Raw genomic sequence first — 23225 nt, 5'->3', positions numbered from 1 at the left:
GCCCCACCGCGCTCGACCGTCCCAGGAGGCTGCTTTGCGAGGACCCGCCACCGACCCCAGGACCACCGCCGGGCACAGACGCGCGCGCAGAACCGCAGGCACCCTCGCCTCGGCGGCGCTGCTGCTGCCGCTGCTCGGCGCGGCCCCCTCCGGCAGCACCGCGCAGGCCTCCTCGGCACGGCTGCAGAGTGCTTTTGCCGGTGCGGCCGCCACGTACCACGTTCCGCAGAGTGTGCTTCTCGCCGTCTCCTATCTGCAGTCCCGCTGGGACGCGCACGGCGGAGCGCCGAGCGTCAGCGGCGGCTACGGCCCCATGCACCTCACCGACGCGCGTACGGCGATCGCCGGCGCGCCGCATCACAGCGAGGGCACGGAGGACGCCCGTGGCGACAGCTCACGCGCGGCTCTGCACCCCGACACAAAAGTGCCGGAGATCTCCGAACTCCCCGCCCGCCTCAAGACTTTGACGAAGGCGGCCGAGCTCACGGGCCTGCCGGCGGAGCAGCTGCGTACGGACCCGGCCGCCAATGTGGCGGGCGGCGCCGCGCTCCTCGCCGCCGCACAGCAGGACCTCGGCGAGCCGCTGAGCGACGACGCCGCCGACTGGTACGGGGCGGTGGCGCGCTTCTCGGGTGCCGACGACAGCGCGACGGCCGCGACGTACGCCAATGACGTCTACGAGGTGATCCGCGGGGGCGAACAGCGCACAACGGACGCCGGTCAGCAGGTCGCGCTGGCGGCCCAACCCGGACTGGGCCCCGACAAGGATCAGCTCGGGCGAGCGGGTCTGCGTACGGTCTCCGCGGCCGGCACCGAGTGCCCGGCGACCGTGTCCTGCGAGTGGATCCCGGCACCGTACGAGGAGTTCGGCGAGGGCGACTACGGAAACCACGACCTCGGCGACCGGCCCGCCTCGCAGAGCATCAAGTACATCGTCATCCATGACACGGAGGGCACCTGGGACGGCGTCCTGAATATGGTCCAGGACCCGACCTATGTGTCGTGGAACTACACCCTGCGCTCGACCGATGGGCACATCGCCCAGCATGTGAAGGCCAAGGACGTGGCCTGGCATGCGGGCAACTGGTACGTCAACGCCAAGTCGGTCGGCCTGGAACACGAGGGTTTCCTCGCCTCGCCGGACGCCTGGTACACGGAGGAGATGTACCGGTCCTCGGCGCGGCTGGTGGCGTACCTCGCCAAGAAGTACGGCATTCCGCTGGACCGGCAGCACATCCTGGGCCACGACAACGTGCCGGGCACGACGACGTCGACCATCCCCGGTATGCACACGGACCCGGGCCCGTACTGGGACTGGCAGCACTACTTCGCGCTGCTCGGCCATCCCTTCCGCTCCACGGCGAAGGCCGTCGGCGGGCTGGTGACCGTGCTGCCGGAGTTCACCGCGAACCGGCCCGCGTACACCGGCTGCGTCACCAGCGGCGAGCCCTGCGCCGTGCACGGTTCCAGTGAGGTGCGGCTCTACAGCGCGGCGAGCGAGACCTCGCCCCTGATCAAGGACATCGGGCTGCGACCGGGCGGCGCGGACTCGACGATCGACGTGAACGACATCGGTTCACGGGTCTCCACCGGCCAGCGGTACGCGGTCGCGGGCCGCGACGGCGACTGGACGGCGATCTGGTACCTGGGCCAGAAGGCCTGGTTCAAGAACCCGCAGAAGCAGCCCACGGCGGTGAACGCGTCGGGGCTCGTGGTCACGCCCCGGACAGGGCTCACGGAGATCCCGGTCTACGGGCGCGCGTACCCGGAGAAGGAGGCGTACCCGACGGGCGTACCCGTGCAGACGGTCTCGCCGCTGCCGTACAAGCTGCTCACGGGCCAGGAGTATGCGGTCGGTGACAAGGTGCCGGGCGAGTACTACTACGCACCGACCTTCGACACGGCACCGCACAAGGTCGTAATCGGCAAGGACATGTACTACGAGATCCAGTTCGGGCACCGGGTGGCGTTCGTGCGGGCCGCCGATGTGCGGGTGCTTTCGTCGGCCTCGTAGGGACGTGGGCGGGTCCGCGGAACGCGCGGACCCGGCCGCTCAGCCCTGCTGGAACAGCTCGGCCGGCAGCGGCTTGAGCAGCGCGTACAGATCGTCGGTGATGGGGCGGTCCCAGGCGGCGATGGTCACCAGGACCTTGTCGCTGCGGTCGAACTGCACGCACGAGATGCGGGTCTCGGAGAGCTTGAGGCGGCGCACGATCAGGAGGTTGTCCCCCTGCATCACCGGCATGTCCTCGGTGCCGACGACGGTGACCTCCTCCTCGTTCTCCAGCGCCAGCAGCAGCTGGGCCACCTCGAAGGGGATCTCTCCCTCCGGGATGTCACGGGCCGGGGAGCCCTCCGGCAGATTGCCGATGATCATCGCGGGGCCACGGCCGCCGAACAGGTCGTAGCGCAGGAAAACGCCCTGGCAGCTGCCGTCGGGAGCGGGCAGCAGGCCCGCGCCGAGATTGCCCGGCCAGTCACCCGGGTCCATGGCCAGAACATCGAAGTCGGGCCCGGCGGGTGTGGCGCTACGGCGGCGGAGGAAGGACATGCCGCAATGGTACGTGCACAGCGGTGCTCCGGGCCCCGGGGGCGCCCCATGTGAGCGGTCACGTGGACGGCTGTTCCCCGGTCGCGGAGACGCCTGTTGCTCCGCATACGGGGACCGCTGTTCCTCCGCGTACGGCGACGGCGTTCCTCCGGCTACGGGGACGGCCGCTCCCCCAGCGCGGCACCGAGTCCCATGCGCTCCGTGCCCACCTTCCGGTAGACCGCCGAAAGCAGCCGTACGACGGCCGGCTCGTCGATGTCCAGCTCCGCTGCGATCTCGGCCGTGCTGCGGCCCCGGACGGTCAGGGCGGCGGCGGTGCGCTCGCGGGCGGTGAGCGTGTCCGTCTCGGTGCTGTGCAGGCGGCGCGGCCCGAGGCCGGCGGCGGCCAGCTCGTCGCGGGCCTCTTCGACGCGTCCGTCGGCGCCGCACTGCACGGCCGCGTCGAGCCCACGGTAGAGGTGCTCGGCGGCTTCCTTGGGGCGTCCGGCGCGGCGCAGCTCGGTGCCGAGCGCGATCAGGGCGCAGGCGAGTTCGTACGCGGCCGGGGAGCGCTCCAGGTTGGCGACGGACTCTTCGAGGAGTTTGACGCGGGTCGAGCCGGAGGAGACCTCGGCGGCGGCACGGAGTGCCTGTCCGACCGCTGAGGGAGCGCCGAACTGGCGGGCGCGATTCACCGCTTCCAGCGCCGTGGTGACGGCCCGCTCGGGGGCGTCGTGGCTCTCGGCGCGCGCGAGGTGGAGCTGCCAAGGGCACCAGGCGGGGTTGCGCATGCCGCGCGGATCGAGGCGGCGCCCGGCCGACGCCAGCTCGACGGCGGCGTCCTTGGTGAGGCCGCGGGCCAGCAGCAGCTCGCCGTGCACGGTCTGGACGTCGGGGAAGGTCACGGCGGCCGGGAAGGGCGCGCCGAAGGCGTGGTCCTCGCCGGTCTGCGCGGCCTCGGTGATCTTGCCCCGGGCGAGCAGGATCTCGATGAGGACGCCGACGGAGTACCAGTGCACGGGGGTGCCGGGCCCGACGCGCTGGGCGAGCCTGAGGCCCGCCCGTGCGAAGTCCTCGGCCTCGGTGAGCCGGCCGCGGCGGTAGCGGACGTACGCGAGGAGGGTGTAGCCGAAGGACAGGTGCGCACCGTGCCAGCCCTGGGATTCGAAGTCGGCGATGCCGGCGGCGAACAGTTCCTCCGTGCGCCCGGGGCGGTCCGCGTACATGAAGGTGAGGGCGACCAGGACGGGCACCTCGAAGCCGCGGTCGGCCTCGGCCCAGCCGAGTCCTCCGGCGAGGGCGCGTTCGGCGTGGTGGAGCGCGACGGCGGCGGGTTCGCCGCGCAGCGTGGCGTCCCATGCGCGCAGGCCGATCACGTAGCGCTCGGTGAGGTCGCGGCCGGACAGCCGGTCGGCGAGCCTGGCCAGGCGGCGGGAGCGGGCCGGTGAGTCGGGTTCGTCGGCCCGGAAGGCGTCCCACATGAACTGCTCGGACTGCATGCGCAGCCGCACCCGGGCGTCGCCGGTCACCGGGATCTCGCGGGCGAGTGTCTCGGACGCCTCGGCGAGGCGGTCGCTGTGGGCGAGGACCTGGGAGAGGCGGTAGACGATGTTGTGGCGCAACTCCGGGTCGGTGATGGGCTCTTCGAGGGCTGCGCGCAGGTGGTTGACGGTGGTCGCCGGTTCGGTGAGCAGGGAGGCGCAGCCCAGTTCATACAGGACGGCGGCGCGATCCTCGAAGGGCGGGGGTTCGCGCAGGGCGCGGGCGAGGTAGCGGCGGGCCGCGTCGGGGGCGCCCGCGCGGAGGTTCTCGCGGGCGGCGGCACGCAGTTGCTGGACGACCCAGGTGTCGCCGTCGGGGTGGGTCTCCATGAGGTGCCGTGCGGCGGCCGACGGGCCGAGCCCGTCGTTGATGATGCACCAGGCGGCCTGTCCGTGCAGAGCCACGCGTACGCCGCCGGGGATCGCGCGGTAGACGGCGGTGGCGATGAGCGGGTGGACGAATTCGAGGGTGTCGGCGCCGGTGAGGATGCGGGCGCCGCGCAGGGCGTCGGCCGCGTCGGCGGCCTCCTCGGAGCCGAGGCCGGCGACGGCGGCGGCGAGCATCGGATGGATCTCCGTGCCGAGGACCGCGCAGGCCCAGGCGAACCGCACGGTCGAGGTGCCCAGGCGTTCCAGGCGGGCGATCAGGCCGCTGCCCTTGACGGCGGCGGCCAGGTCGCGCAGCAGATGCGCCCCGGCCTCGGTCGGGGTCAGTCCGCGGTCGCGCACCTTCGCGGTCAGCTCGACCGCCTCGAACGGGCTGCCCGCGGTGACCGCCCAGCACTCGCGGCAGAACGCGTCGTCGGCCTGGGTGCCTAAGTCCTCCCGTACGAGTCGGGCGACGGCGGCGGCACTGAGTGGTTCGAGGTCGATGGGGCGCTGACCGGCGCGCCCGGGCAGTCCCCTGAACGCCTCGGCGTGGTCGGGGAGTTCCTCGGGCCGGTAAGCGACGACGAGCAGCAGCGGCAGCTCCTCCGCACGCGGTGCGAACGCGGCGAGCCAGCTCAGCGATTCGGGGTCGGCCCAGTGCGCGTCGTCGAGGACGAGCACCATCGGGGCGCGCTGCACGGCCAGGTGTGTGAGCACCCAGTCGAGACCGTCGCGCAGGCCCTGCTGGTCGGGCGGGGCACCCTCGGCCGGCGCGCACAGGCCGAGCGCCGGGCCGACGATCGCGTACCAACTCCCCAGCGAGGCACGGATCTCGGATTCGGCGGCCCCGGCGAGCTGCGGTTGCAGAAGCTGGCGGGCGACGTGGAAGGCGACGCGCTGCTCCTGGTCGCCGCCGCGCGCCGACAGTACGGTGCAGCCTTTGACCGCGGCGCGGCGGCGGACCTCGGCGAGGAGCGTCGTCTTGCCGAGTCCGGCGCGTGCCGCGAAGGCGAGGAGCGCGCCGCGGGGGCGTCCGGGTGGCTCGGCGCCGTCCCTGCGCAGCCCGGTGAGTTCGTTCAACGCCTCGTCGGCCGCGGCGAGTTCACTCTCGCGTTCGAAGAGTGTCCTTCTGCTCCGTGCGTTTCGCTGCCCCATGGCGCACCCCCTGCCACGGTGGCGCAGCCAGCGCGGGGAGCGGGTGCGCACCGTGACCTACAGGCACCTCAGCGTACGCCGGGAGCGGTGCAGAGGCGCCCCGTTCGGCCACTCCTGACCGCCGGGCAACCGACCGTGGCCTACGCGGACTTCTTGTGCCGCTCGTGGTGGCGGGCGACTCGGGCGCGGTTCCCGCACGACGCCTTGCACCACTCCTGACGCGGGTGCTCCTTGAGGAAGTAGCGCACGCAGCGCGGCGCGTGGCAGGCGCGCAGGCGCTGCCGGTCGGGGCTCGCGAGGAACGCGATCGCGGCGCCGGCGAGCACCGCGGTGAGCTCCGGCCTGCCGCCCTGGGGCTCCTGCCGTACGACGGGGTCCGCGCCATCGGGCCAGGCGAGGACGGGCACGGTCGGGGTGCGGGCGGCCGCCGCGTTGAGCCGCGCCACGGCCTCGGGTACGGGCAGCAGCCTCGCGGCGTCGGCGGGGCTCGGCTCGGCGGGGCGCACGGCGCGGGCGAAGAGGGCGCGGACGGCGGCGCGCAGATCGCGTACGGCGATGAGCGCGAGGTCGTCGGCGACGTACGCCTCGCTTCCCGGCAGGACATCCGGGTGCGCTCGTACCCAGGCGGTGAGGCCCGTGGGCTCGGCGAGATCGTCCGCGACTCCCCCGTGGCCGTCGTGCCGGACGGTCAGGGCGAGGTCGAGGGCGAGCCGTGCGTCCCTGCTGAGCGAGTCGTCCATGGCGCTAATGATACGTTCGCCCGCATCCATTAGATCCCTGCGTTGCCGCTCGCGTAGAGCCTTGCGTTGCCGCTGCGGGTGACACACCGGTCCGCGAGCACGTCCCGCGCACTCATACCGCGTCAGAGCATCGCCAGCCCGGGGTCGTGCAGGAAGGCGCCTGTGTCGGCGAGCAGCTGTGAGCCCTGCTGACCGTCGACGAGGCGATGATCGAAGGACAGTGCCAGCTGAGTGACCCACCGCGGCTCGATCTTCTCGGTCCCCGACGCGTCGGTCACGACCCAGGGTGTACGGCGGATGGCACCCATGGCGAGGATGGCCGCCTCACCCGGGTTCAGGATCGGCGTTCCCGTGTCCACACCGAACACGCCGACGTTCGTGATGGTGATGGTCCCGTCCATCATCGACTGGGGTGTTGTCCTGCCGTCGCGGGCTGTGCCGGTGAGCGCGGCGAGTGCTTCGGCGAGTTCACGCAGCGACATCCGGTCGGCGTGCTTGATGTTGGGGACGATGAGCCCTCGCCCTGTCGCGGCGGCGATGCCCAGGTTGACATAGTGCTTGAGCACGATCTCCTGCGCCGGCTCATCCCAACTGGCGTTCGCCTCGGGGGTGTTGCGCAGGGCCAGCAGGAGTGCCCGGGCCACGAACAGCAGCGGCGTGACGCGCAGATCACGGAACTCGCGGCGGGCGGCGACCGTGTCACGGAGCCGCATGGTCGCCGTGATGTCGACCGTCATGAACTCGGTGACGTGCGGTGCCGTGAACGCGGAGGCGACCATGGCGGCCGCGGTGTGCTTGCGTACGCCGCGAATCGGGATGCGGGTCTCGGCTGCGGCCTCCGAAGTCGCGGGCTTCGGAGCTTCCGCCGCCACGGGCTGAGCCTCCGCTGCCCGGCGTACATCGTCGCGGGTGACGGTGCCCGCAGGGCCTGTGGGGGTGACGGTGGTGATGTCGACGCCGAGGTCTTTGGCGAGTTTGCGGACGGGGGGCTTGGCTGCTGTCCGCTCTGTGGCCGGTGCCTGGACGAGAGCCGGCGCTATTGGCTGGTCTGTAGGCGGTGTCGCCCCAGGCCGGCGACGTCTGCGGCGACCGCTGCCCTCCTGCGGGCCATACCCCACCAGCAGCGCCTCCCTGTCGGGACCCGGTTCCGTCACGTCGGGAGCGCCGCTGACCTCACTGAGGATGGTGATGAGGGGTTTGCCCACGGGCAGGGTCTCCCCGTCCTGCGCGTGCAGTGTCCCCACAACACCCGCATACGGAGAGGGGAGTTCGACGGCAGCTTTGGCCGTTTCCACCTCGACAATGATCTGGTTGATCTCCACGGAGTCGCCCACCTGCACTGCCCACTGGAGAATCTCGGCCTCGGTGAGTCCCTCGCCGACATCGGGCAGCAGGAAAACTTGCTCGTTCGACACGGTGATCCGCCCCTCCTCTAGTAGCTCAAGCTGTGGTCGAGGGCATCGAGGATCCGGTCGACACCCGGAAGCCAGTCCGACTCGAGGCGGCTCGGCGGGTACGGGGTGTCATATCCGGTGATGCGGAGAACCGGCGCTTCGAGGAAGTGGAACTCCTCCTGCTGGATCCTCGCGGCCAACTCCGCCCCGAACCCGTGGGACAGGGATGCCTCGTGGGTGACCAGGGCCCGGCCGGTGCGGTGGACGGACTTCCGTACGGTGTCCAGGTCCAGCGGTGACAGGGAGCGCAGGTCGATGACCTCGACGCTGCGGCCTTCTTCGGCGGCGGCCTCGGCTGCTTCGAGAGCTGCCGGGACCATGGGGCCGTACGCGATGAGTGTGGCGTCGGTGCCGTCCCGCAGCACACGGGCTCGGGCGAACGGTGCCGGTGTCCGGTCGGTGACCTCGCCCTTGGTCCAGTAGTGCCGCTTGGGTTCGAGGAAGATCACCGGGTCGTCGTCGTCCACGGCCTGGCGGATCATGTCGTACGCGTCCTGCGGGTTGGAGCAGGTGACGACCTTGAGTCCGGCGGTGTGGGCGAAGTAGACCTCGGGCGATTCCGAGTGGTGCTCGATGGAGCCGATGCCGCCGCCGAAGGGGATGCGGATGACCACGGGCAGGGTGATCACACCGCCCGAGCGGTGCCGGAGCTTCGCGAGCTGGCTGATGATCTGGTTGACGGCCGGGTAGACGAAGCCGTCGAACTGGATCTCGCACACCGGGCGATAACCGCGCATCGCGAGACCGATGGCGGAGCCGACGATGCCTGCCTCACCGAGGGGAGTGTCGATGACTCTCAGGCTGCCGAACTCCTTCTGCAGACCGTCGGTGACGCGGAACACCCCGCCGAGGCGTCCGATGTCCTCGCCCATCAGCAGGACTTTGGGATCGTCCTGCAGGGCTTTGCGAAGCCCGTTGTTGAGGGCCTTGACCATGGAGATGCTCATCGAACGGCTCCGATCTCCTGGCCGGCGGCGAGGTACTGCGAGTGCTCTGCCAGTTGGCGCCTGAGCTCGACCGGCATGTCTGTGTAGGTGTTCTCGAAGGACGAGGCATCGTCCGGCGGGGGCAGTGCCCGGCAGCCGGCCCTCAGACGTTCGGCCAGTTCTTGTTCTCGTCGCTCGATATCGGCGAAGTACTCCTCGTCGACTACGCCTTCGCCGCTCGCGGTGAGGTGCAGGCGCAGACGCTCCAGCGGATCCTTGGCCGTCCACTCGTCGGTCTCGGCGGAGGGGCGGTAGCGGGTGGCGTCGTCGGCGGTGGTGTGCGCGTTGATCCGGTAGGTCACCGCCTCGATGAGGGTCGGCCCGCCGCCGGACCGGGCACGGGTCAGCGCTTCACGGGTCGCCGCGAGACAGGCCAGCACGTCATTGCCGTCGACGGAGACGCCGGGAAAGCCGAAGCCGGCCGCGCGTTGAGCGACGGGGACACGGCTCTGCACGCTGTAGGGAGCGGAGATGGCCCACTGGTTGTTCTGGCAGAAGAAGACCACGGGGAGGTTCTGGGCGGCGGCCCAGAGGAACGCCTCGTTGGTCTCGCCCTCGCTCAGTGCTCCGTCACCGAGGAAGACCAGTACCGCGGTGTCGCGTGTGCCGTCCCCGGAGCCGATCACGTCGTCCCGGACCAGGCCCATGGCGTAGCCGACCGCGTGCAGGGTCTGCGCGCCGATGACCAGGGTGTAGAGGCCGAAGCGACGCTCGTACGGGTTCCAGCCGCCCAGTGTCGAACCGCGGAAGAGGCCGAGGAGCGACACCGGATCGAGTCCGCGGCACCAGGCCACGCCGTGTTCCCGGTAGGTGGGGAACACCATGTCCTGCTCGGCCAGCGCGTAGGCCGCACCGACCTGGGCCGCCTCCTGACCGCGCAGAGAGGGCCACAGGCCCAGTTCCCCCTGGCGCTGGAGCGCGATCGCCTCGGAATCCAGGCGGCGTACCAGCGCCATGTCCCGGTAGAGGGCCAACAGATCGATCGCGGGAGGGAGTTCGAGTCTGCTGTCGGGCCCGAGTATGCCCTCGGGTGAGAGGAACTGGATCGGGCCGTCGGCGGGTTGGGCGTCGTCGGTCGGCTTGGATTGTCTACGTGGCACAGCGGCTCTCGATTCGGATGCTCGCGTTTCGGGATGCTTGCGTTTCGGATGCGCCCGCCGATCGGGCGTCGGCGGATGGCTGGACGGCAATCACCGCTGCGTGTCAGCGCGGTGCCATACGGAGCGATCCGTCGAGGCGGATCACGCAGCCGTTGAGCATGGGGTTGTCGATGATGTGCTCGACCAGCGCGCCGTACTCGTCCGGCGCACCCAGCCTGGAGGGATGGGGCACGGAGACCTCCAGCGCCGCACGCGCCTTCTGAGGCAGTCCCGCCATGAGCGGGGTGTCGAACAGCCCGGGCGCGACGGTGACCACTCGGATGCCCTTGTCCGCAAGGTCCCGTGCGGCGGACAACGTCAGCGAGACGACGCCGCCCTTGCTGGCGGCGTACGCGGCCTGCCCGATCTGCCCGTCGTACGCGGCGATGGAGGCGGTACAGACGATGATCCCGCGGTCACCGTCGACGGGGTCGTTGCCCGCCATCACTGCCGCGGCGTTGCTCAGGACGTTGAATGTCCCTACGAGGTTGATGTCCACCACTCGGCGGAACTGGTCGAGCGGGAGCACACCCCGGCTGCCGATGATCCGTCCAGGTGTGGCCACTCCGGCGCAGTTGACGGCCACACGCACCGTGCCGAGTTCAGCGGCTTCGGCGAACGCAGCCCGCACCGCGGACTCGTCCGTGACATCGGCCGCCACGAAATGTGCGGGCTTGCCGAGGTGGTCGGCGAACTCACGGCCTGCTCCGGTGGGCAGGTCCAGAACCACCACGGTGGCTCCCTGCCAGTGCAACCTCTCGACCACGGCACGCCCGAGGCCGGAAGCGCCGCCGGAGACGACGGCTACGGCATCGCGATACTGCACGGCAGTTCTCCTCACAGGTAGACATCGTGTAGGCATGAAGGGTTGGCGTGCGGACATGCGGGTTGGCGTCTACGGCGCTGGTCAGCGTGCGGGATCCGCGAGTTGACGGCTGATCACCAGGCGCTGGATCTGGTTGGTGCCCTCGAAGATCTGCGTGATCTTCGCTTCCCGCATGAACCGTTCCACCGGGTGGTCGAGCACGTATCCCGCGCCGCCCAGCACCTGCACCGCATCGGTCGTAACCGCCATCGCCGTATCGGTCGCGATCAGCTTGGCCACACTGGCCTGCCGCGTGTACGACTGGCCGTTGTCCTTGCGGCGTGCGGCGACCAGGTAGGTCGCTCGGGCGGCTTCGGTCCTGGCTGCCATGTCGGCCAGCAGGAATCCGACGCCTTGGTGCTCGATGACCGGTCGCCCGAACGTCTGCCGCTCCCGGGCATAGTCGACCGCGTAGTCCAGGGCGGCCTGCGCGATGCCGACGGCGACAGCGGCGATGCCGAGCCGGCCCGCGTCGAGCGCCGACAGGGCGATCTGCAGTCCCTGGCCGGGAGCGCCCACGAGTCTGTCCTCGGGGATGACCGCGTCCTCGAAGTGCATCTCGGCGGTGGTCGAGCTGCGCAGACCCATCTTGCGTTCCGGTGTTCCCGCGACAAGCCCTGCCGTGTCGGCGTCGACGTGGAAGCAGGAGATGCCCCCGCTCGCGTCAGGGGAGGTCCGCAGGAACACGGTGTAGAAGTCGGCCTGACCACCGTGTGTGACCCAGGACTTGGTGCCCCGTGCGGTCCAGCCGTGCGGCTCTTGTACGGCGGACGCGCGCAGCGCCCTGGGATCGGAACCCGCGTGGGCTTCGGACAGGGAGTACGCGCCCAGAGCCTCGCCGCTCAGCATCCGCGGCAGGAGTTCGGCCTGCTGCGCCTCGGTGCCGAACGTGGTCACCGGGTGGCAGGACAGCGTGTGCACGCTCATGCCGACGGCCACCGCGGCCCAACGTGCGGCAATCTCTTCCAGCACCTGTAGGTAGACCGTGTAAGGCTGTCCCCCGCCGCCGACGTCCTCGCTGAACGGCAGAGTCAGCAGCCCGACCTCGCCCAGGAGGCCGAAGACCTCGCGGGGGAACTCGCCCCTTTCCTCGAACTCGGCGGCCCGTGGCCCCAGTTCCTTGTCCGCGACGTCCGTGACCAGTTCCAGCAGGTCATAGGCCTCGCGGGATGGCAGTTCGCGTTCCACTTTCACTGCATGGGCCCTCTCCTGCGGTCGCGTCCTGGTGGACTCGGGGATGACCACAGTCGACAGCGCGCTGCCCATGATGCAATTAACCTGCCGAGATCTTGTTGTGCGCGCAAACTTTATGAAGTCTGATCAGGGTTCTACGCAAAGAACCTGCTCATGAGTGAGGTGTGACCATGCCGGATACAGAGCACGTCGACAGCGTCGACAGCACGATCATCGACCTGCTGGTGCAGGACGGCCGCCGGACGGTCACGGAGATCGCGGAGCAGGTCAGCCTGTCTCCCTCCGCCGTGAAGCGGCGCATCGACCGCCTCGAACGGGTCGGGGTGATCGCGGGCTACACGGTCGTGCTGGATCACGGCAAGCTCGGCTCCAGCTTCGAGGCCTTCGTCGAGCTGAGGTTCTCGGGGGACGTGAAGGTCGAGATGATCACCATGGCGGCCACCAGCGTCACGGAGGTCCTGGAGGTCTTCACGGTGGCCGGGGATCCCGACGCACTGGTCCGGGTCCGCGTGTCCGGCGTCCAGCATCTCCGGGATGTCATCGACCGGCTGCGCCGCTCGGGGCCGGTGATCGGGACGAAGACCTTGATGGTGCTGGGTGCGTGGCGGCGGGACGGCCGAGCCTGATCGGACAATTATTTGCCCAGAGGGCACATTAAATTGCCTCCTAGGTTGACTTCCCTGGTTTGCCGGGCGCACGCTGAAGCAGGCCCAGCAGCACCGAACAGGGAGGCATGAGCACATGTCCGTGTCGACTGAGAGCGCCGGCGCAGAGGATCTGGACGGCATCGGCGAGCTCGACATACCCCAGCTGTCGGACGCGAAGGGTTCGGTCGAGTCCGAACGCCGGCACCGCAAGGAACAGCTCGCGATCGCCTTCCGGATCTTCGCGCGTTACGGCTTCGACGAAGGCATCGCAGGGCACATCACGGCACGCGACCCGGAGTTCCCCGACCGGTTCTGGGTCAACCCGTACGCCGTGCACTTCTCGAAGATCCGGGTGAGCGATCTGCTGCTCATCGACGAGGAGGGGCAGGTGATCGAGGGCGATCGCCGTACCAACAAGGCCGCCTTCTGGATCCACTCCTCGATTCACCACGCGCGCCCCGACGTGGTCGCCGTCGCCCATGCTCATACGATCCACGGCCGGGCGTTCGCCTCGCTGGACAAGCTTCTCGACCCCATCGTCCAGGAATCGTGCGCCTTCGCCGGGGACCATGTGCTCTTCGACGAGTACAAGGGCCTCGTGCTGGAGAAGGCGGAGGGCGAGCGCATCGCCGACCGGCTGGGAGACAGCAGGGCGGCGATCCTGCGTCATCACGGGTTGCTCACCGTGGGTCGGTCCGTCGAGGAGGCGGCCTGGTGGTTCATCACGATGGACCGGGCCTGCCAGATGCAGCTGCTGGCCGACGCGGCGGGCAAGCCGCGGATCATGAGCGACGAGGAAGTGACTCTGGCTCACCGGCAGTTCAGTAACGCCAACATGGCCCGGCACAACTTCAACCTCCTCGCCGGACTCGTGGTGGACGAGGAGCCCGACGTCCTGCGGTGACCCCGCGATCAGACTGGAGACGCAATGTCGATTCAACGAGTGAACCCGGACACCGTCGCGCCCCCGATCCAGGGCCTCTACACCCACGCGGCGATCGGCACGGGCAGCCGCTTCATCGCGATCGCCGGGCAGATCGCGCTCGACTCCGACGGCGAGCTCGTCGGACCTGGAGACCATGAAGCGCAGGCCGAACAGGCCTTTCGTAACTTCAGGGCCGCGCTGGAAGCCGCCGGCGCCACCCCGGACGATCTGATCAAGAACACGATTCACGTCGTCGGTCACAGACCTGAGTTGATCGGCCCCATCTTCGCCGCGGGTCAGCGTGCCTTCGACGGCAAGTGGCCGGTATCGGCGAGCACTTTCCTCGGTGTGCAGACGCTCGGCCTGCCTGAGTGGCTCATCGAGGTCGACGGGTTCGCGGTTCTGCGGTGAGGCACGCCCACTTCCCCCGCATGCACGCAGCTACGACAAAGGATTCCTGATGCCGCTTCTCCCTGGCGTGCAGCGCCTCATCGACATGGCCTCGGACGGCCCGTCGTTGTCGGACATTCCCATTCAGCAGGCCCGGCTTCAACTCGACACGTTGGCGGCGAGTTTCGGCGCGGGTGACCGAGTCGGCTCCACCTCAGACATCGACATCCCGACACCGTCGGGAACCGTCCCCGCGAGGGTCTACCACCCCGAAGGCAGTCCGGATGGCAGTTCCGACCTGCCGCCACTGCTGTACTTCCACGGCGGCGGATGGTCGGTCGGTGGACTCAGCACCTCCGACGCCCTGTGCCGCAAGCTCACCGCACGCAGCGGGGGCGTGGTGGTGAACGTCGACTACCGGCTCGCACCCGAGAACCCGTACCCCGCCGCCGTCGAGGACGCACTCGCCGCAGCGGCTTGGCTCAGCCGGAACGCCGCCGACCTCAATGCCGGCGGACCGGGGATCCTCGTCGGCGGTGACAGCGCCGGGGGCAATCTCGCCGCGGTCGTCGCGCAGGTCTCGCGGTCCACGGACGAGTTCACCGTACGCGCTCAACTGCTCATCTGCGCGGCGGTGAACCTCGGCCATCGCCGTGGCTCCTACGTCGAGTTCGCCAAGGGCTACTTCGTGTCGACGAGCGAGTTCGAGCACTGGATCAGTCTCTACGCCCCTGGGCAGGATCTGTCGGACCCTCGGCTGTCCCCGGCCGCCGCCACCGAACTCGCGGGCACACCCGCCGCCTTGGTGGTCACCGCCGAGTACGACCCGCTCCGTGACGCCGGGGAGGAGTACGCCCGCGCTCTCCGAGCCGCCGGGGTCGACGTGTCCCTGTTCCGCGTCGACGGGCAGGTCCACGACTTCCCCGTGCTGGGCGATCTCATTCCCGAGGGGGACGCGGCGGTCGACGCCATCGTCGATCGGTGGCGCGCGCTGCTCGCAGGCGGGCCTGAGGTGAACTCCACCTGATTTCCCGAGTACAGAGCGGCCATCGCGATTTCCCGCGATGGCCGCTGCTTTATGCCTGGGTCTAACCCAAGCAAGGGCGCGGGGAGTTGTGCCAGCCCCCCGCGCCCTGTGGTCGAACGACGTCAGAAACCGCGCCGGGCCCCGCCGTCGATCGACAGCATCACCCCGGTCACATAGGAAGCCGCCGGCGACAGCATGAACGCACCCGCGCGCCCGAACTCCTCCGGCGCCCCGTACCGCCGCAGCGGAATCCCGGACTCGTTGGCGGCCCGCCTGGCCCCGGGATCGGGGGACAGCCCGTCCAGCTCGCGCATGCGATCCGTACCGATCCGCCCCGGCAGCAGCCCGAAGACGCGGATGCCGCGCGGGCCCAGCTCGTCCGCGAGGGACTTGGCGAACCCGGCGAGTCCGGGCCGCAGTCCGTTGGAGATGACCATCCCGGGCGCCGGTTCGTGCGCCGTGATGGACAGGACGAACCCGATGGAACCCCCGTCCCCCAGTTCCGCCGCGGCCGCTCGGGCGAGCCGTACCGCGCCCAGGAACACCGACTCGAACGCCGCCTGCCACTGCTCGTCGGTGTTGTCCGCCACGTTGCCCGCGGGCGGTCCGCCGACGCTGACGAGGATGCCGTCGAAGCCGCCGAACAACTCCCGTGCGGCGGCGATCAGTTGCTGCGGTGCCTGCGGGTCGGAGTTGTCCAAGGCGACTCCGGCCGCGTTCGGCCCCAGCTCGGCCGCCGCCTCGGCGGCGCGCTTCTCGTCGCGGCCGGTGACGACCACCTTGGCCCCGTCGGCGACCAGTTCGCGCGCGACGGCGTAACCCAGCCCGCGCGTGCCACCAGTGAGGACGTACACCCGGTCCTTCAGTCCGAGATCCATGACTCCGGTCCCTTCCTAGCGGCCGAGGGCCGTGGTGACGACCGCGTCCACCTGCGCCGCCAGCTTGGTGTCGTCCTCCTCCGTCCAGGCCCACGCGACATGCCCGTCGGGCCGGATCAGGGCGGCGCGTACGTCCTCCCAGGCGTCCCGCGTCCGGTCGGGCGCCCCGCCCTGCACAGTGACCCGCTCCTGGACGAGGTCGGCGAGCGCGCCGTCGGCGGTGCGGTCGAGCAGGACGTACGAGTCCGCCCGCAGCGCGCCGAACAGGGTGCTGTCCGTTCCGGTGAGGGTGAGGTCGGGGGCGCGGGTGCCGGTCACCGGGTGGGCCGTCGGGTCGGTGCTCGGGTAGGCGACGTCGAGCGCGGTGAGCCGGCCGGCCAGAAAGTCGCTGAACTCCCGTGACTCGGGGACCATCCGGCTGAGCAGGTCGCGCAGGGCGAGCCCCTCGGGCGAGAAGGCGTGGAACAGGTACGTCTGCGCGCGGCTGTGCTCCATCAACTGCTCGCCGACCGGGTACCGGTCGCTGTGGTAGCTGTCAAGGAGCCCGTCCGAGGCCCAGCCGTCGATCGTCGCGGCCAGCTTCCAGCCGAGGTTGAAGGCGTCCTGGAAGCCGACGTTCATGCCGACACCGCCGGTGGGGTAGTGCTGATGGGCGGCGTCGCCCGCGAGCACGACACGTCCGCGCCGGTAGTGGGTGGCAAGCCGGGTGGCGTTGCCGAAGCGGGAGAGCCAGGACGGGTCGCGCATGCCGAAGTCGTCACCGGCGATGTCGATGACCTTCTGCCGCAATTCGTCCAGCGTGAGGTCGCCGGGCCACTCGGTGGTCGCGCTGTCGGGGCTGGTGCCGGCGATGCGCCACCGGTTGTCGGGCAGCGGAATGATCATCAACCCGCCGCGCTCGTCGAAGCTGTTGAAGCCGGGCGGGGGCGGGTTGTCGAAGAGGACATCGCCGAGCCAGCCGAGGTAGGTGGAGGGCGTACCGGGGAAGTCGATGCCGGCCGCCTCGCGCACGGTGCTCCTGGTGCCGTCACAGCCGGCGATGTACTCGGCCTGGATCTCGTACGGCCCCTCCGGCCCCTCCACCTGGACGGTCACCGAGTCCGCGTGCTCGGCGAAGCCGGTGACCCGATGCCCGCGCCGGATGGTGGCGCCGAGCCCGAGGGCGTACTCCTCGAAGAGCGCCTCGGTGCGAGCCTGGGGGATGAAGAGGGTGTAGGGGAACGGCGTGTCCAGGACGGAGAAGTCGAGCCGGTTCGCGAGGTTGGCGAAGTGGCCGGTGGAGATCTTCAGGCTCTCGTCGAGGAACCGCTGGTGGATCCCGCGCGAGGCCAGTACCTCGACGCCGCGCGGATGCACGGTGAGCGCCTTGGAGCGCTGGTCGATCTCGGTGCGTTCTTCCAGAACGGTCACGGAGATGTTGTTCAACCGCAGTTCGGCGGCGAGCCAGAGCCCGACGGGGCCGCCTCCGGCGATGACGACCTGCTGAGTTTCCATACGATCACCCATTTCCTGGTCGAATTCTTGGTCACCGACCAAGGCCTTCGAGATGCAGTAAACTAGGTCAGTGACCAATAGGCAACAGAGCGACCGGCTGGATCCGGCTACGGTGATCCGTGCGGGACTGGATCTCCTGGACGAGAAGGGCCTGGACGCGGTGTCCACGAGAGCGGTCGCCGACCGTCTCGGCGTGCGGATCAACACCGTGCAGTGGCATGTGAAGACCAAGGCCCGAATGCTGGAGCTCATGGCGGACGCCGTACTCGGCGAGATCCCGCTGACCGGCCTGCCGGCCGCCCCCCACGAACGCGCCCGCGAGCTGACCCGGCGCTACCGCCGCGCCCTGCTGTCCCATCGCGACGGCGCCGCACTGGTGGTGGGTACCTACGCCGCCGAGCCGAACACCCTGCGCTTCGCGGAGACCCTGGTGGAAGCGCTGCTGAAGTCCGGCCTTGGCGACCGCGAGGCCGCGTGGACCGCGTGGGCGGTCACCTACTTCACCCTGGGCCTCACCCAGGAGGAGCAGGCGGTCGACCAGCGCCCGCTGGGCGACATCCTGGCGAGCGCGATCTCCGGGACGACGTATCCCTCCCTCCACCGCGTGGCCGGACATCTCGCGCCGGCGTCCTTCGACGAGCGGTTCGAATTCGGGGTGGCTGCGATCCTCGCCGGGACGTAAGGGGAGGCCGGCCGATATTTGCCATCTCGGCAACATGCGTTGTCTATGAGGCGTGTATGTTACGACCATGGCGGACGACAACGAGCTGGACGCTTGGGTAGGTCATCGACTGAAAGACCTGCGCAGTGAACGCGGCATCACGCTGGTGACCTTGTCCGAGCAGACCGGCATCTCCGTCACACACCTCTCCCGCCTGGAGAAGGGGCACCGGCAGCCGTCCATCGGCAGCCTCCTCCAGATCGCCCGGGTGTACGGGATCTCGGTGAGCGAGCTGATCCAGGAGCAGGAGCTGGAGGACTACCACCTCGTACGAGCCGACGATGCGGTCGAGCACCCCGGGCAGGACGGGCACTACACCGTCCTGAGCGGCCCGGGATCGACGATCGCGGTCATCCGTGTCGAGGTGGAGCCCGGAAAGTCGACCAAGGACGCCAAGCACGCGGGCGAAGAGTGGCTGCACATCCTGTCGGGCGACGTCGATTTCCGCCTGGACGGCAAGGACATCGCCCTGAGCGCCGGCGATTCCCTTCACTTCGACTCGTCGAAGGTTCACCGCTTGACCAACAAGGGCGAGAAACCGGCCACCGTGCTGGTCGCGTCGACCGCCGCGACGATGCCGATGCATCACCCGGTTCCGTCACCGAAACCCCGGCGCTGACCGTTCGCCGACCGGTCAGAGAAGCGCGAGCAGTTCGCGGGCCAGGACCTGCGGCTGCACCAGTACCTCGACGTGAGTGACCTCAGTGAGGGTGACAAGGCGGAACCCGCGCTTGGCCACTGCCGCAGCGGTGTCGTTGAAGAACTCCTGGGCCGCGCAGTGAATGTAGGTCACCTGCTTGCCATCGAGGACTTCCTCGCTGCCAGGTCCCAGCGGTTCGGCATGGGTGAGGCGAGGCATGGGGGTCAGGCCGTTCTCCAGCCACGTGGCGCCGTCCTCGTCTGCGCCGAGCGCGCGCGGGTCCAGCGGGGCGACCTCCCAGTCCGGGCCTCCCTCGGGGGCCGTGAACGCGTCCTCCAGCCAAGGAAGCACCGTGAAGGCCGACTCACCGGTGGTGGGGGCGAAGGCGTCCACGTACACGATCTGACTGATGCGATCCGGGGCGAGGGCCGCCACCCCGGTGATGACCATGCCGCCGTAGCTGTGGCCCACGAGGATCGCGTCGTCGACCCCCTCGATGGCGAGCAGGTCGGCGACCTCCTGGACATTGACGGAGAGCCCCACATCCGACCGGGACAGATCGTGTTTCTCGGCGAACCCGGTGAGCGTGGGAGTCAGTACACGGTGACCCGCCTCTTCCAGAACGGGCCGCATGCGGTCCCAGACCCATCCCCCACCCCAGGAACCATGAATCAGTACGAATGTCGCCATTTCGCTCTTCCTCCTGCGAGTCGCGCGTCCCTGCGGACGGCTGCTCCCAGGATCGGGCGAGCAGCACACACGGTCAACCCACAGGGCGATTTAATTTGCCCAGTAGGCAAACACCATCCCGCAGTCTCCCGCCCGTAAGCAGCCGAACCATGCACGCCGCGCACCAGACGACACCCGAAGAGAAGCGCAACAACGCCGCCGGTCATGTACCTCAGCGGCCTCGGGCCGACCCCCGAGAGGGATCGGTCGGCGTCGGTGCACTCCCGCCGACGCGTACAGCGGTCATCCTCCCCTCCTGTCCTCAAGAAGAAGGGAGGATCACCTCCGAAGCAGCACAGGTCAGGTCAGGTCGAACTCGCCCTCCCGCGCCCCCGACACGAACGCGCCCCATTCCGCCGGGGTGAAGATCAAGGAAGGGCTCTCGGGCCGGCCACTGTTGCGCATCGCGATGAAGCCCTCGACAAAGGCGATCTGGACGTCTCCCCGTCCTCGGCTGCTGGAATGCCACTCTGCTGCACTGAGGTCCAGCTCCGGCTTGTCCCAGCCCGCGAGCGGGTGCTGCTCAATGGTGCTTTCGGCCACGTCCGTGCTCCTCCCGGTTCGTCGTCCGCGGCCAGCCTAGCGATCGGTTCGGGCGGCGGACAGGCCACGTGAGGGGGACGGTTTCAGGAGGCGGGCGGCGCGGCCCCGACCAGCCACATCGAGAAGAACTGGGATCCGCCGCCGTAGGCGTGCCCCAGCACCCGGCGAGCCCCGTCGACCTGGTGATCTCCGGCCTGGCCGCGCACCTGAAGTGCCGCCTCGGCGAACCGGATCATGCCGGAGGCGCCGATCGGATTGGTGGAGAGCACTCCACCCGACATGTTGACGGGCAGGTCCCCATCAAGCTCCGTCACCCCGGATTCAGTGAGCTTCCAGCCCTCTCCCTCCTCGGCGAAACCGAGGTTCTCCAGCCACATCGGCTCGTACCAGGAGAACGGTACGTACATCTCGACGGCGTCGATGTCACGGCGCGGGTCCGCGATCCCGGCCTGCCGGTACACGTCGGCCGCGCAGTCCTTGCCCGCCTGCGGCGAGACAAAGTCCTTGCCCGCGAAGAGCGTTGGCTCGCTGCGCATCGCGCCGCCGTGCAGCCAGGCGGGCGGCCGCGGCGAACGGGCCGCCCCCGCGCGGTCGGTGAGAACCATCGCGCACGCCCCGTCCGAGGACGGGCAGGTCTCGGAGTACCGGATCGGGTCCCACAGCATGGGCGAGGCCTGGACCTTCTCCAGCGTGATGTCGTGCTCGTGGAGATGCGCGTACGGGTTCTTGAGCGCGTTGCGACGGTCCTTGTACGCGACCAGCGAGCCGACCGTGTCGGGCGCGCCCGTGCGCCGCATGTACGCCCGTACGTGCGGCGCGAAGAAGCCGCCCGCCCCGGCGAGAAGCGGCTGCGTGAAGGGGATCGGCAGCGACAGGCCCCACATGGCGTTCGACTCGGACTGCTTCTCGTAGGCGAGGGTCAGGACGGTGCCGTGGACGCGCCCCGCGATCAGGTTGGTGGCGACGAGTGCCGTCGATCCGCCGACCGAGCCCGCCGTGTGCACCCGGAGCATCGGTTTGCCGACGGCACCGAGCGCGTCGGCGAGATAGAGCTCCGGCATCATGACGCCCTCGAAGAAGTCGGGCGCCTTGCCGATGACGACCGCGTCGATGTCCGCCCACGTCAACTCGGCGTCGGCCAGCGCTCGTTGGGCGGCCTCGCGGACCAGTCCCGCCATCGACACGTCCCGTCGGGCGGCCACATGCTTGGTCTGGCCGATGCCTACGACGGCCACGGGCTCCTTGCTCATCGGGCATCCCCTTCGAGTACGGCGACCAGGTTCTGCTGGAGGCACGGGCCCGAAGTGGCATGGGCCAGCGCCCGGTCGGACTCACCGCGATGGATACGGGCGGCGGCCTCACCGATGCGGATGAGCCCCGTCGCCATCACCGGGTTGGCGGCGAGTGCCCCTCCGGAGGGGTTGACGCTCACCTCGTCCCCCAGGCGCAGCGACTTGCGCAGGACGACCTCCTGGGAAGTGAACGGTGCATGCAACTCGGCGGTGTCCACGGGCCGTTCGAAGGCGCCGGCCCGCTCGGCGGCGAGGCGCGTGGACGGCGAGTCGGTCAGGTCGCGGACGCCGAGGCTGTGCGCCTCGATGCGGTGGTCGATGCCCCGGATCCAGGCGGGCCGCTCGCAGAGCTCGCGGGCCCGCTCCCCCGCCGCGAGGATCACGGCGGCGGCTCCGTCGCCGACGGGCGGGCAGTCGCCGGTGCGCAAGGGACGTACGACGTAATCGCCCTGAGCAACCGAACCCCTCAGCTGGGCATGGGAGTTGGCGGATGCCGACGCGCGGCTCCGGGAGGCCACACCGGCGAGCGCGGGTTCGTCGGTCTCGCCCGCGTCGATGAGCGCCTGCGCCTGCAGTGCCGCGAGCGCGACGGAGTCCGGCCAGAGCGGCGCCAGGTAGTACGGGTCGAGCTGCCGGGTCAGGACGTCCCGTACGGAGCCGGGCGAGGACTTGCCGTACCCGTACACGAGCGCGGTGTCGGCGTCGCCGGTCAGCAGCTTGGTCCACGCCTCGTACAGGGCCCACGCGCCGTCCATCTCCACGTGCGACTCGGAGATCGGCGGCCAGGCGCCCACCCCGTCGAGCGCCATGGTGAAGGAGAAGGCACGGCCCGCGAGGTAGTCCGTGGAGCCGGAGCAGGTGAAGCCGATGTCGCTCGTCTTCAGGCCCGTCTGGTCGAGGACGCCGTGCAGGACCGGGATGAGCATCTCCACCTCGGAGTGCTCGTCGCTGGTGCGCCGGTGGTCGGTCTGCGCGAAGGCGACCACGGCAATCTCACGCGTCACAGCAGCTCCTTGTACATCTCGTAGTCCGCGTCCGGCTCGCCGGTCGGCCGGTAGTGGTCGGGGTAGCGGCCGCCCGCCGTCCACACCGGCTCGACGCGCAGGCCCATCCGCACCTGGTCGTAGGGGATGCCGCCGATACGGCCGTGCAGCGCGAGGTCGGCGCCGTCGAGGGCGATGTGCGCGTAGACGTACGGCACTTCGATGTCGAGGTTCTTCGCCTTGATGTTGACGATGCAGTACGTCGTGACCGTGCCGCCCGGGCCCACTTCCACCTGCTCCGATGTGGCCACGCCACATGTGGGGCACGCACCCCTGGGTGGGACGTACACCTTGCGGCAGGACGGGCAGCGTTCGCCGACGGTCCGCTGCTCGGAGAGGGCGTTGATGTAGGCGGACTGGGCGCGGCCCGGCGAGTAGACGTAGTCGAGCCGGGCGGGGGCGACGATTCCGGTGACCATGTCCTCGAAGCGGCCGTCGTGTCCGCGGCCTGTGGGCTCCGACGGATCGCCGTCGTACGGCTCGAAGCAGGCGATGTCGGTGATGGCGCCGGAGCGTTCTTCGGCCCAGCGGACGCGGACGCGCATGCCGGTGTGGACGGCGTCGGGGCCGGGGGCGTCGAGGGCGTGCAGCAGGCCGGTGTCGGCGCCGTCGAGCTGGACCAGGACCCAGGCGAAGGGGGTGTCGAGGGGCTGGCCGCGGCGGGGTTCGTGGTTCCAGGCCCAGGTGGTGACTGTGCCGGTGGGGGCGACTTCGACGAGGTCGCGTATCTCCTCGGCGGTGACGGGGTCGTACTCGACGGGCGGGACGAGCGTCCGGCCGTCGCCGGTCCGCACGCCGAGCACGACGCGCTCGCGGAGACCTGTGAGGAACGCGCTCTGGACGGGGCCGAGTGAGCGGGTGAAGGGGAACTCGACGACGAGGGGGGCTTTGAGGACTTCGGGCATCCCGGATGTCTCCTTCGG

The 23225-nt window shown here is 69.9% G+C and carries 22 protein-coding genes; 7 read left to right on the top strand and 15 right to left on the bottom strand.

Features of this window, described 5'->3' with window-relative positions:
• The first annotated feature begins 34 nt into the window (after nt 1-34).
• Nucleotides 35-2014: an N-acetylmuramoyl-L-alanine amidase gene (locus tag OG246_RS30380; RefSeq protein WP_266470281.1), complete on the top strand. Its 1980-nt coding sequence runs from the start codon at nt 35-37 to the stop codon at nt 2012-2014.
• Nucleotides 2015-2053: 39 nt separating this feature from the next.
• Here OG246_RS30380 and OG246_RS30375 read toward each other — a convergent pair whose 3' ends face one another.
• The 8 genes from OG246_RS30375 to OG246_RS30340 all read right to left on the bottom strand — a co-directional run bounded on the left by OG246_RS30375 (nt 2054) and on the right by OG246_RS30340 (nt 11973).
• The gene (locus OG246_RS30375) at nt 2054-2551 is read right to left on the bottom strand and encodes a hypothetical protein (protein ID WP_266470278.1); all 498 of its coding nucleotides are present in this window, start codon (nt 2549-2551) and stop codon (nt 2054-2056) included.
• A gap of 152 nt (nt 2552-2703) precedes the next feature.
• The gene (locus OG246_RS30370) at nt 2704-5595 is read right to left on the bottom strand and encodes an AAA family ATPase (RefSeq protein ID WP_266470275.1); all 2892 of its coding nucleotides are present in this window, start codon (nt 5593-5595) and stop codon (nt 2704-2706) included.
• A gap of 140 nt (nt 5596-5735) precedes the next feature.
• Nucleotides 5736-6335 (bottom strand): ABATE domain-containing protein, encoded by a 600-nt coding sequence (locus OG246_RS30365; RefSeq protein ID WP_266470272.1) that lies wholly within the window; start codon nt 6333-6335, stop codon nt 5736-5738.
• Between the two features lie 122 nt (nt 6336-6457).
• The gene (locus OG246_RS30360) at nt 6458-7750 is read right to left on the bottom strand and encodes a dihydrolipoamide acetyltransferase family protein (protein WP_266470269.1); all 1293 of its coding nucleotides are present in this window, start codon (nt 7748-7750) and stop codon (nt 6458-6460) included.
• 17 nt (nt 7751-7767) lie between these two features.
• Nucleotides 7768-8736 (bottom strand): alpha-ketoacid dehydrogenase subunit beta, encoded by a 969-nt coding sequence (locus OG246_RS30355; protein ID WP_266470266.1) that lies wholly within the window; start codon nt 8734-8736, stop codon nt 7768-7770.
• Nucleotides 8733-9875 (bottom strand): thiamine pyrophosphate-dependent dehydrogenase E1 component subunit alpha, encoded by a 1143-nt coding sequence (locus OG246_RS30350; protein WP_266470263.1) that lies wholly within the window; start codon nt 9873-9875, stop codon nt 8733-8735. The genes OG246_RS30355 and OG246_RS30350 overlap by 4 nt, the downstream gene beginning before the upstream one ends.
• A 103-nt stretch (nt 9876-9978) precedes the next feature.
• A complete protein-coding gene (locus OG246_RS30345) occupies nt 9979-10740 on the bottom strand; it encodes an SDR family NAD(P)-dependent oxidoreductase (protein WP_266470260.1) in 762 nt (253 codons plus the stop codon).
• 81 nt (nt 10741-10821) lie between these two features.
• On the bottom strand, nt 10822-11973 hold the full coding sequence (locus OG246_RS30340) for an acyl-CoA dehydrogenase family protein (protein ID WP_266470257.1): 1152 nt from the start codon (nt 11971-11973) through the stop codon (nt 10822-10824).
• Nucleotides 11974-12143: 170 nt separating this feature from the next.
• Here OG246_RS30340 and OG246_RS30335 point away from each other — a divergent pair, with 170 nt between their 5' ends.
• The 4 genes from OG246_RS30335 (at nt 12144) to OG246_RS30320 (ending at nt 14962) form a co-directional block, all read left to right on the top strand.
• Nucleotides 12144-12599, top strand: a complete 456-nt coding sequence (locus OG246_RS30335) for an Lrp/AsnC family transcriptional regulator (RefSeq protein ID WP_266470254.1) — start codon at nt 12144-12146, stop codon at nt 12597-12599.
• A gap of 115 nt (nt 12600-12714) precedes the next feature.
• Nucleotides 12715-13524, top strand: a complete 810-nt coding sequence (locus OG246_RS30330) for a class II aldolase/adducin family protein (protein ID WP_266470251.1) — start codon at nt 12715-12717, stop codon at nt 13522-13524.
• Between the two features lie 24 nt (nt 13525-13548).
• Nucleotides 13549-13956 (top strand): RidA family protein, encoded by a 408-nt coding sequence (locus OG246_RS30325; RefSeq protein ID WP_266470248.1) that lies wholly within the window; start codon nt 13549-13551, stop codon nt 13954-13956.
• A 49-nt stretch (nt 13957-14005) separates the two neighbouring features.
• Nucleotides 14006-14962 (top strand): alpha/beta hydrolase, encoded by a 957-nt coding sequence (locus tag OG246_RS30320; protein ID WP_266470245.1) that lies wholly within the window; start codon nt 14006-14008, stop codon nt 14960-14962.
• A gap of 122 nt (nt 14963-15084) precedes the next feature.
• Here OG246_RS30320 and OG246_RS30315 read toward each other — a convergent pair whose 3' ends face one another.
• Together OG246_RS30315 and OG246_RS30310 are read right to left on the bottom strand one after the other, a co-directional pair.
• Nucleotides 15085-15840, bottom strand: coding sequence for an SDR family oxidoreductase (locus OG246_RS30315; protein ID WP_266470241.1), 756 nt, complete (start codon nt 15838-15840; stop codon nt 15085-15087).
• Between the two features lie 15 nt (nt 15841-15855).
• On the bottom strand, nt 15856-17334 hold the full coding sequence (locus OG246_RS30310; RefSeq protein ID WP_266470238.1) for an FAD-dependent monooxygenase: 1479 nt from the start codon (nt 17332-17334) through the stop codon (nt 15856-15858).
• Nucleotides 17335-17404: 70 nt separating this feature from the next.
• On the opposite strand from OG246_RS30310, the gene OG246_RS30305 reads away from it, so the two are divergent.
• Both OG246_RS30305 and OG246_RS30300 read left to right on the top strand, forming a co-directional pair.
• Nucleotides 17405-18016, top strand: a complete 612-nt coding sequence (locus tag OG246_RS30305) for a TetR/AcrR family transcriptional regulator C-terminal domain-containing protein (RefSeq protein WP_266470236.1) — start codon at nt 17405-17407, stop codon at nt 18014-18016.
• Nucleotides 18017-18083: 67 nt separating this feature from the next.
• A complete protein-coding gene (locus OG246_RS30300; protein WP_266470234.1) occupies nt 18084-18674 on the top strand; it encodes a cupin domain-containing protein in 591 nt (196 codons plus the stop codon).
• Between the two features lie 15 nt (nt 18675-18689).
• Here OG246_RS30300 and OG246_RS30295 read toward each other — a convergent pair whose 3' ends face one another.
• The 5 genes from OG246_RS30295 to OG246_RS30275 all read right to left on the bottom strand — a co-directional run bounded on the left by OG246_RS30295 (nt 18690) and on the right by OG246_RS30275 (nt 23207).
• Nucleotides 18690-19385, bottom strand: a complete 696-nt coding sequence (locus tag OG246_RS30295; protein ID WP_266470232.1) for an alpha/beta fold hydrolase — start codon at nt 19383-19385, stop codon at nt 18690-18692.
• Nucleotides 19386-19724: 339 nt separating this feature from the next.
• Nucleotides 19725-19967: a DUF397 domain-containing protein gene (locus tag OG246_RS30290; RefSeq protein ID WP_266470230.1), complete on the bottom strand. Its 243-nt coding sequence runs from the start codon at nt 19965-19967 to the stop codon at nt 19725-19727.
• A gap of 83 nt (nt 19968-20050) precedes the next feature.
• On the bottom strand, nt 20051-21217 hold the full coding sequence (locus OG246_RS30285) for a thiolase domain-containing protein (RefSeq protein WP_266470228.1): 1167 nt from the start codon (nt 21215-21217) through the stop codon (nt 20051-20053).
• A complete protein-coding gene (locus tag OG246_RS30280) occupies nt 21214-22263 on the bottom strand; it encodes a thiolase domain-containing protein (protein WP_266470227.1) in 1050 nt (349 codons plus the stop codon). Before OG246_RS30280 ends, OG246_RS30285 begins: the two co-directional genes overlap by 4 nt.
• Entirely contained in the window at nt 22260-23207 is a 948-nt protein-coding gene (locus tag OG246_RS30275; protein ID WP_266470225.1) for a Zn-ribbon domain-containing OB-fold protein, read from the bottom strand. Before OG246_RS30275 ends, OG246_RS30280 begins: the two co-directional genes overlap by 4 nt.
• Nucleotides 23208-23225 lie beyond the last annotated feature (18 nt).

Source organism: Streptomyces sp. NBC_00620, from assembly GCF_026341825.1.
Classification (GTDB): domain Bacteria; phylum Actinomycetota; class Actinomycetes; order Streptomycetales; family Streptomycetaceae; genus Streptomyces.
Note: the sequence above shows the minus strand (reverse complement) of the source record. Positions and strands in the feature narration are given on the sequence as shown.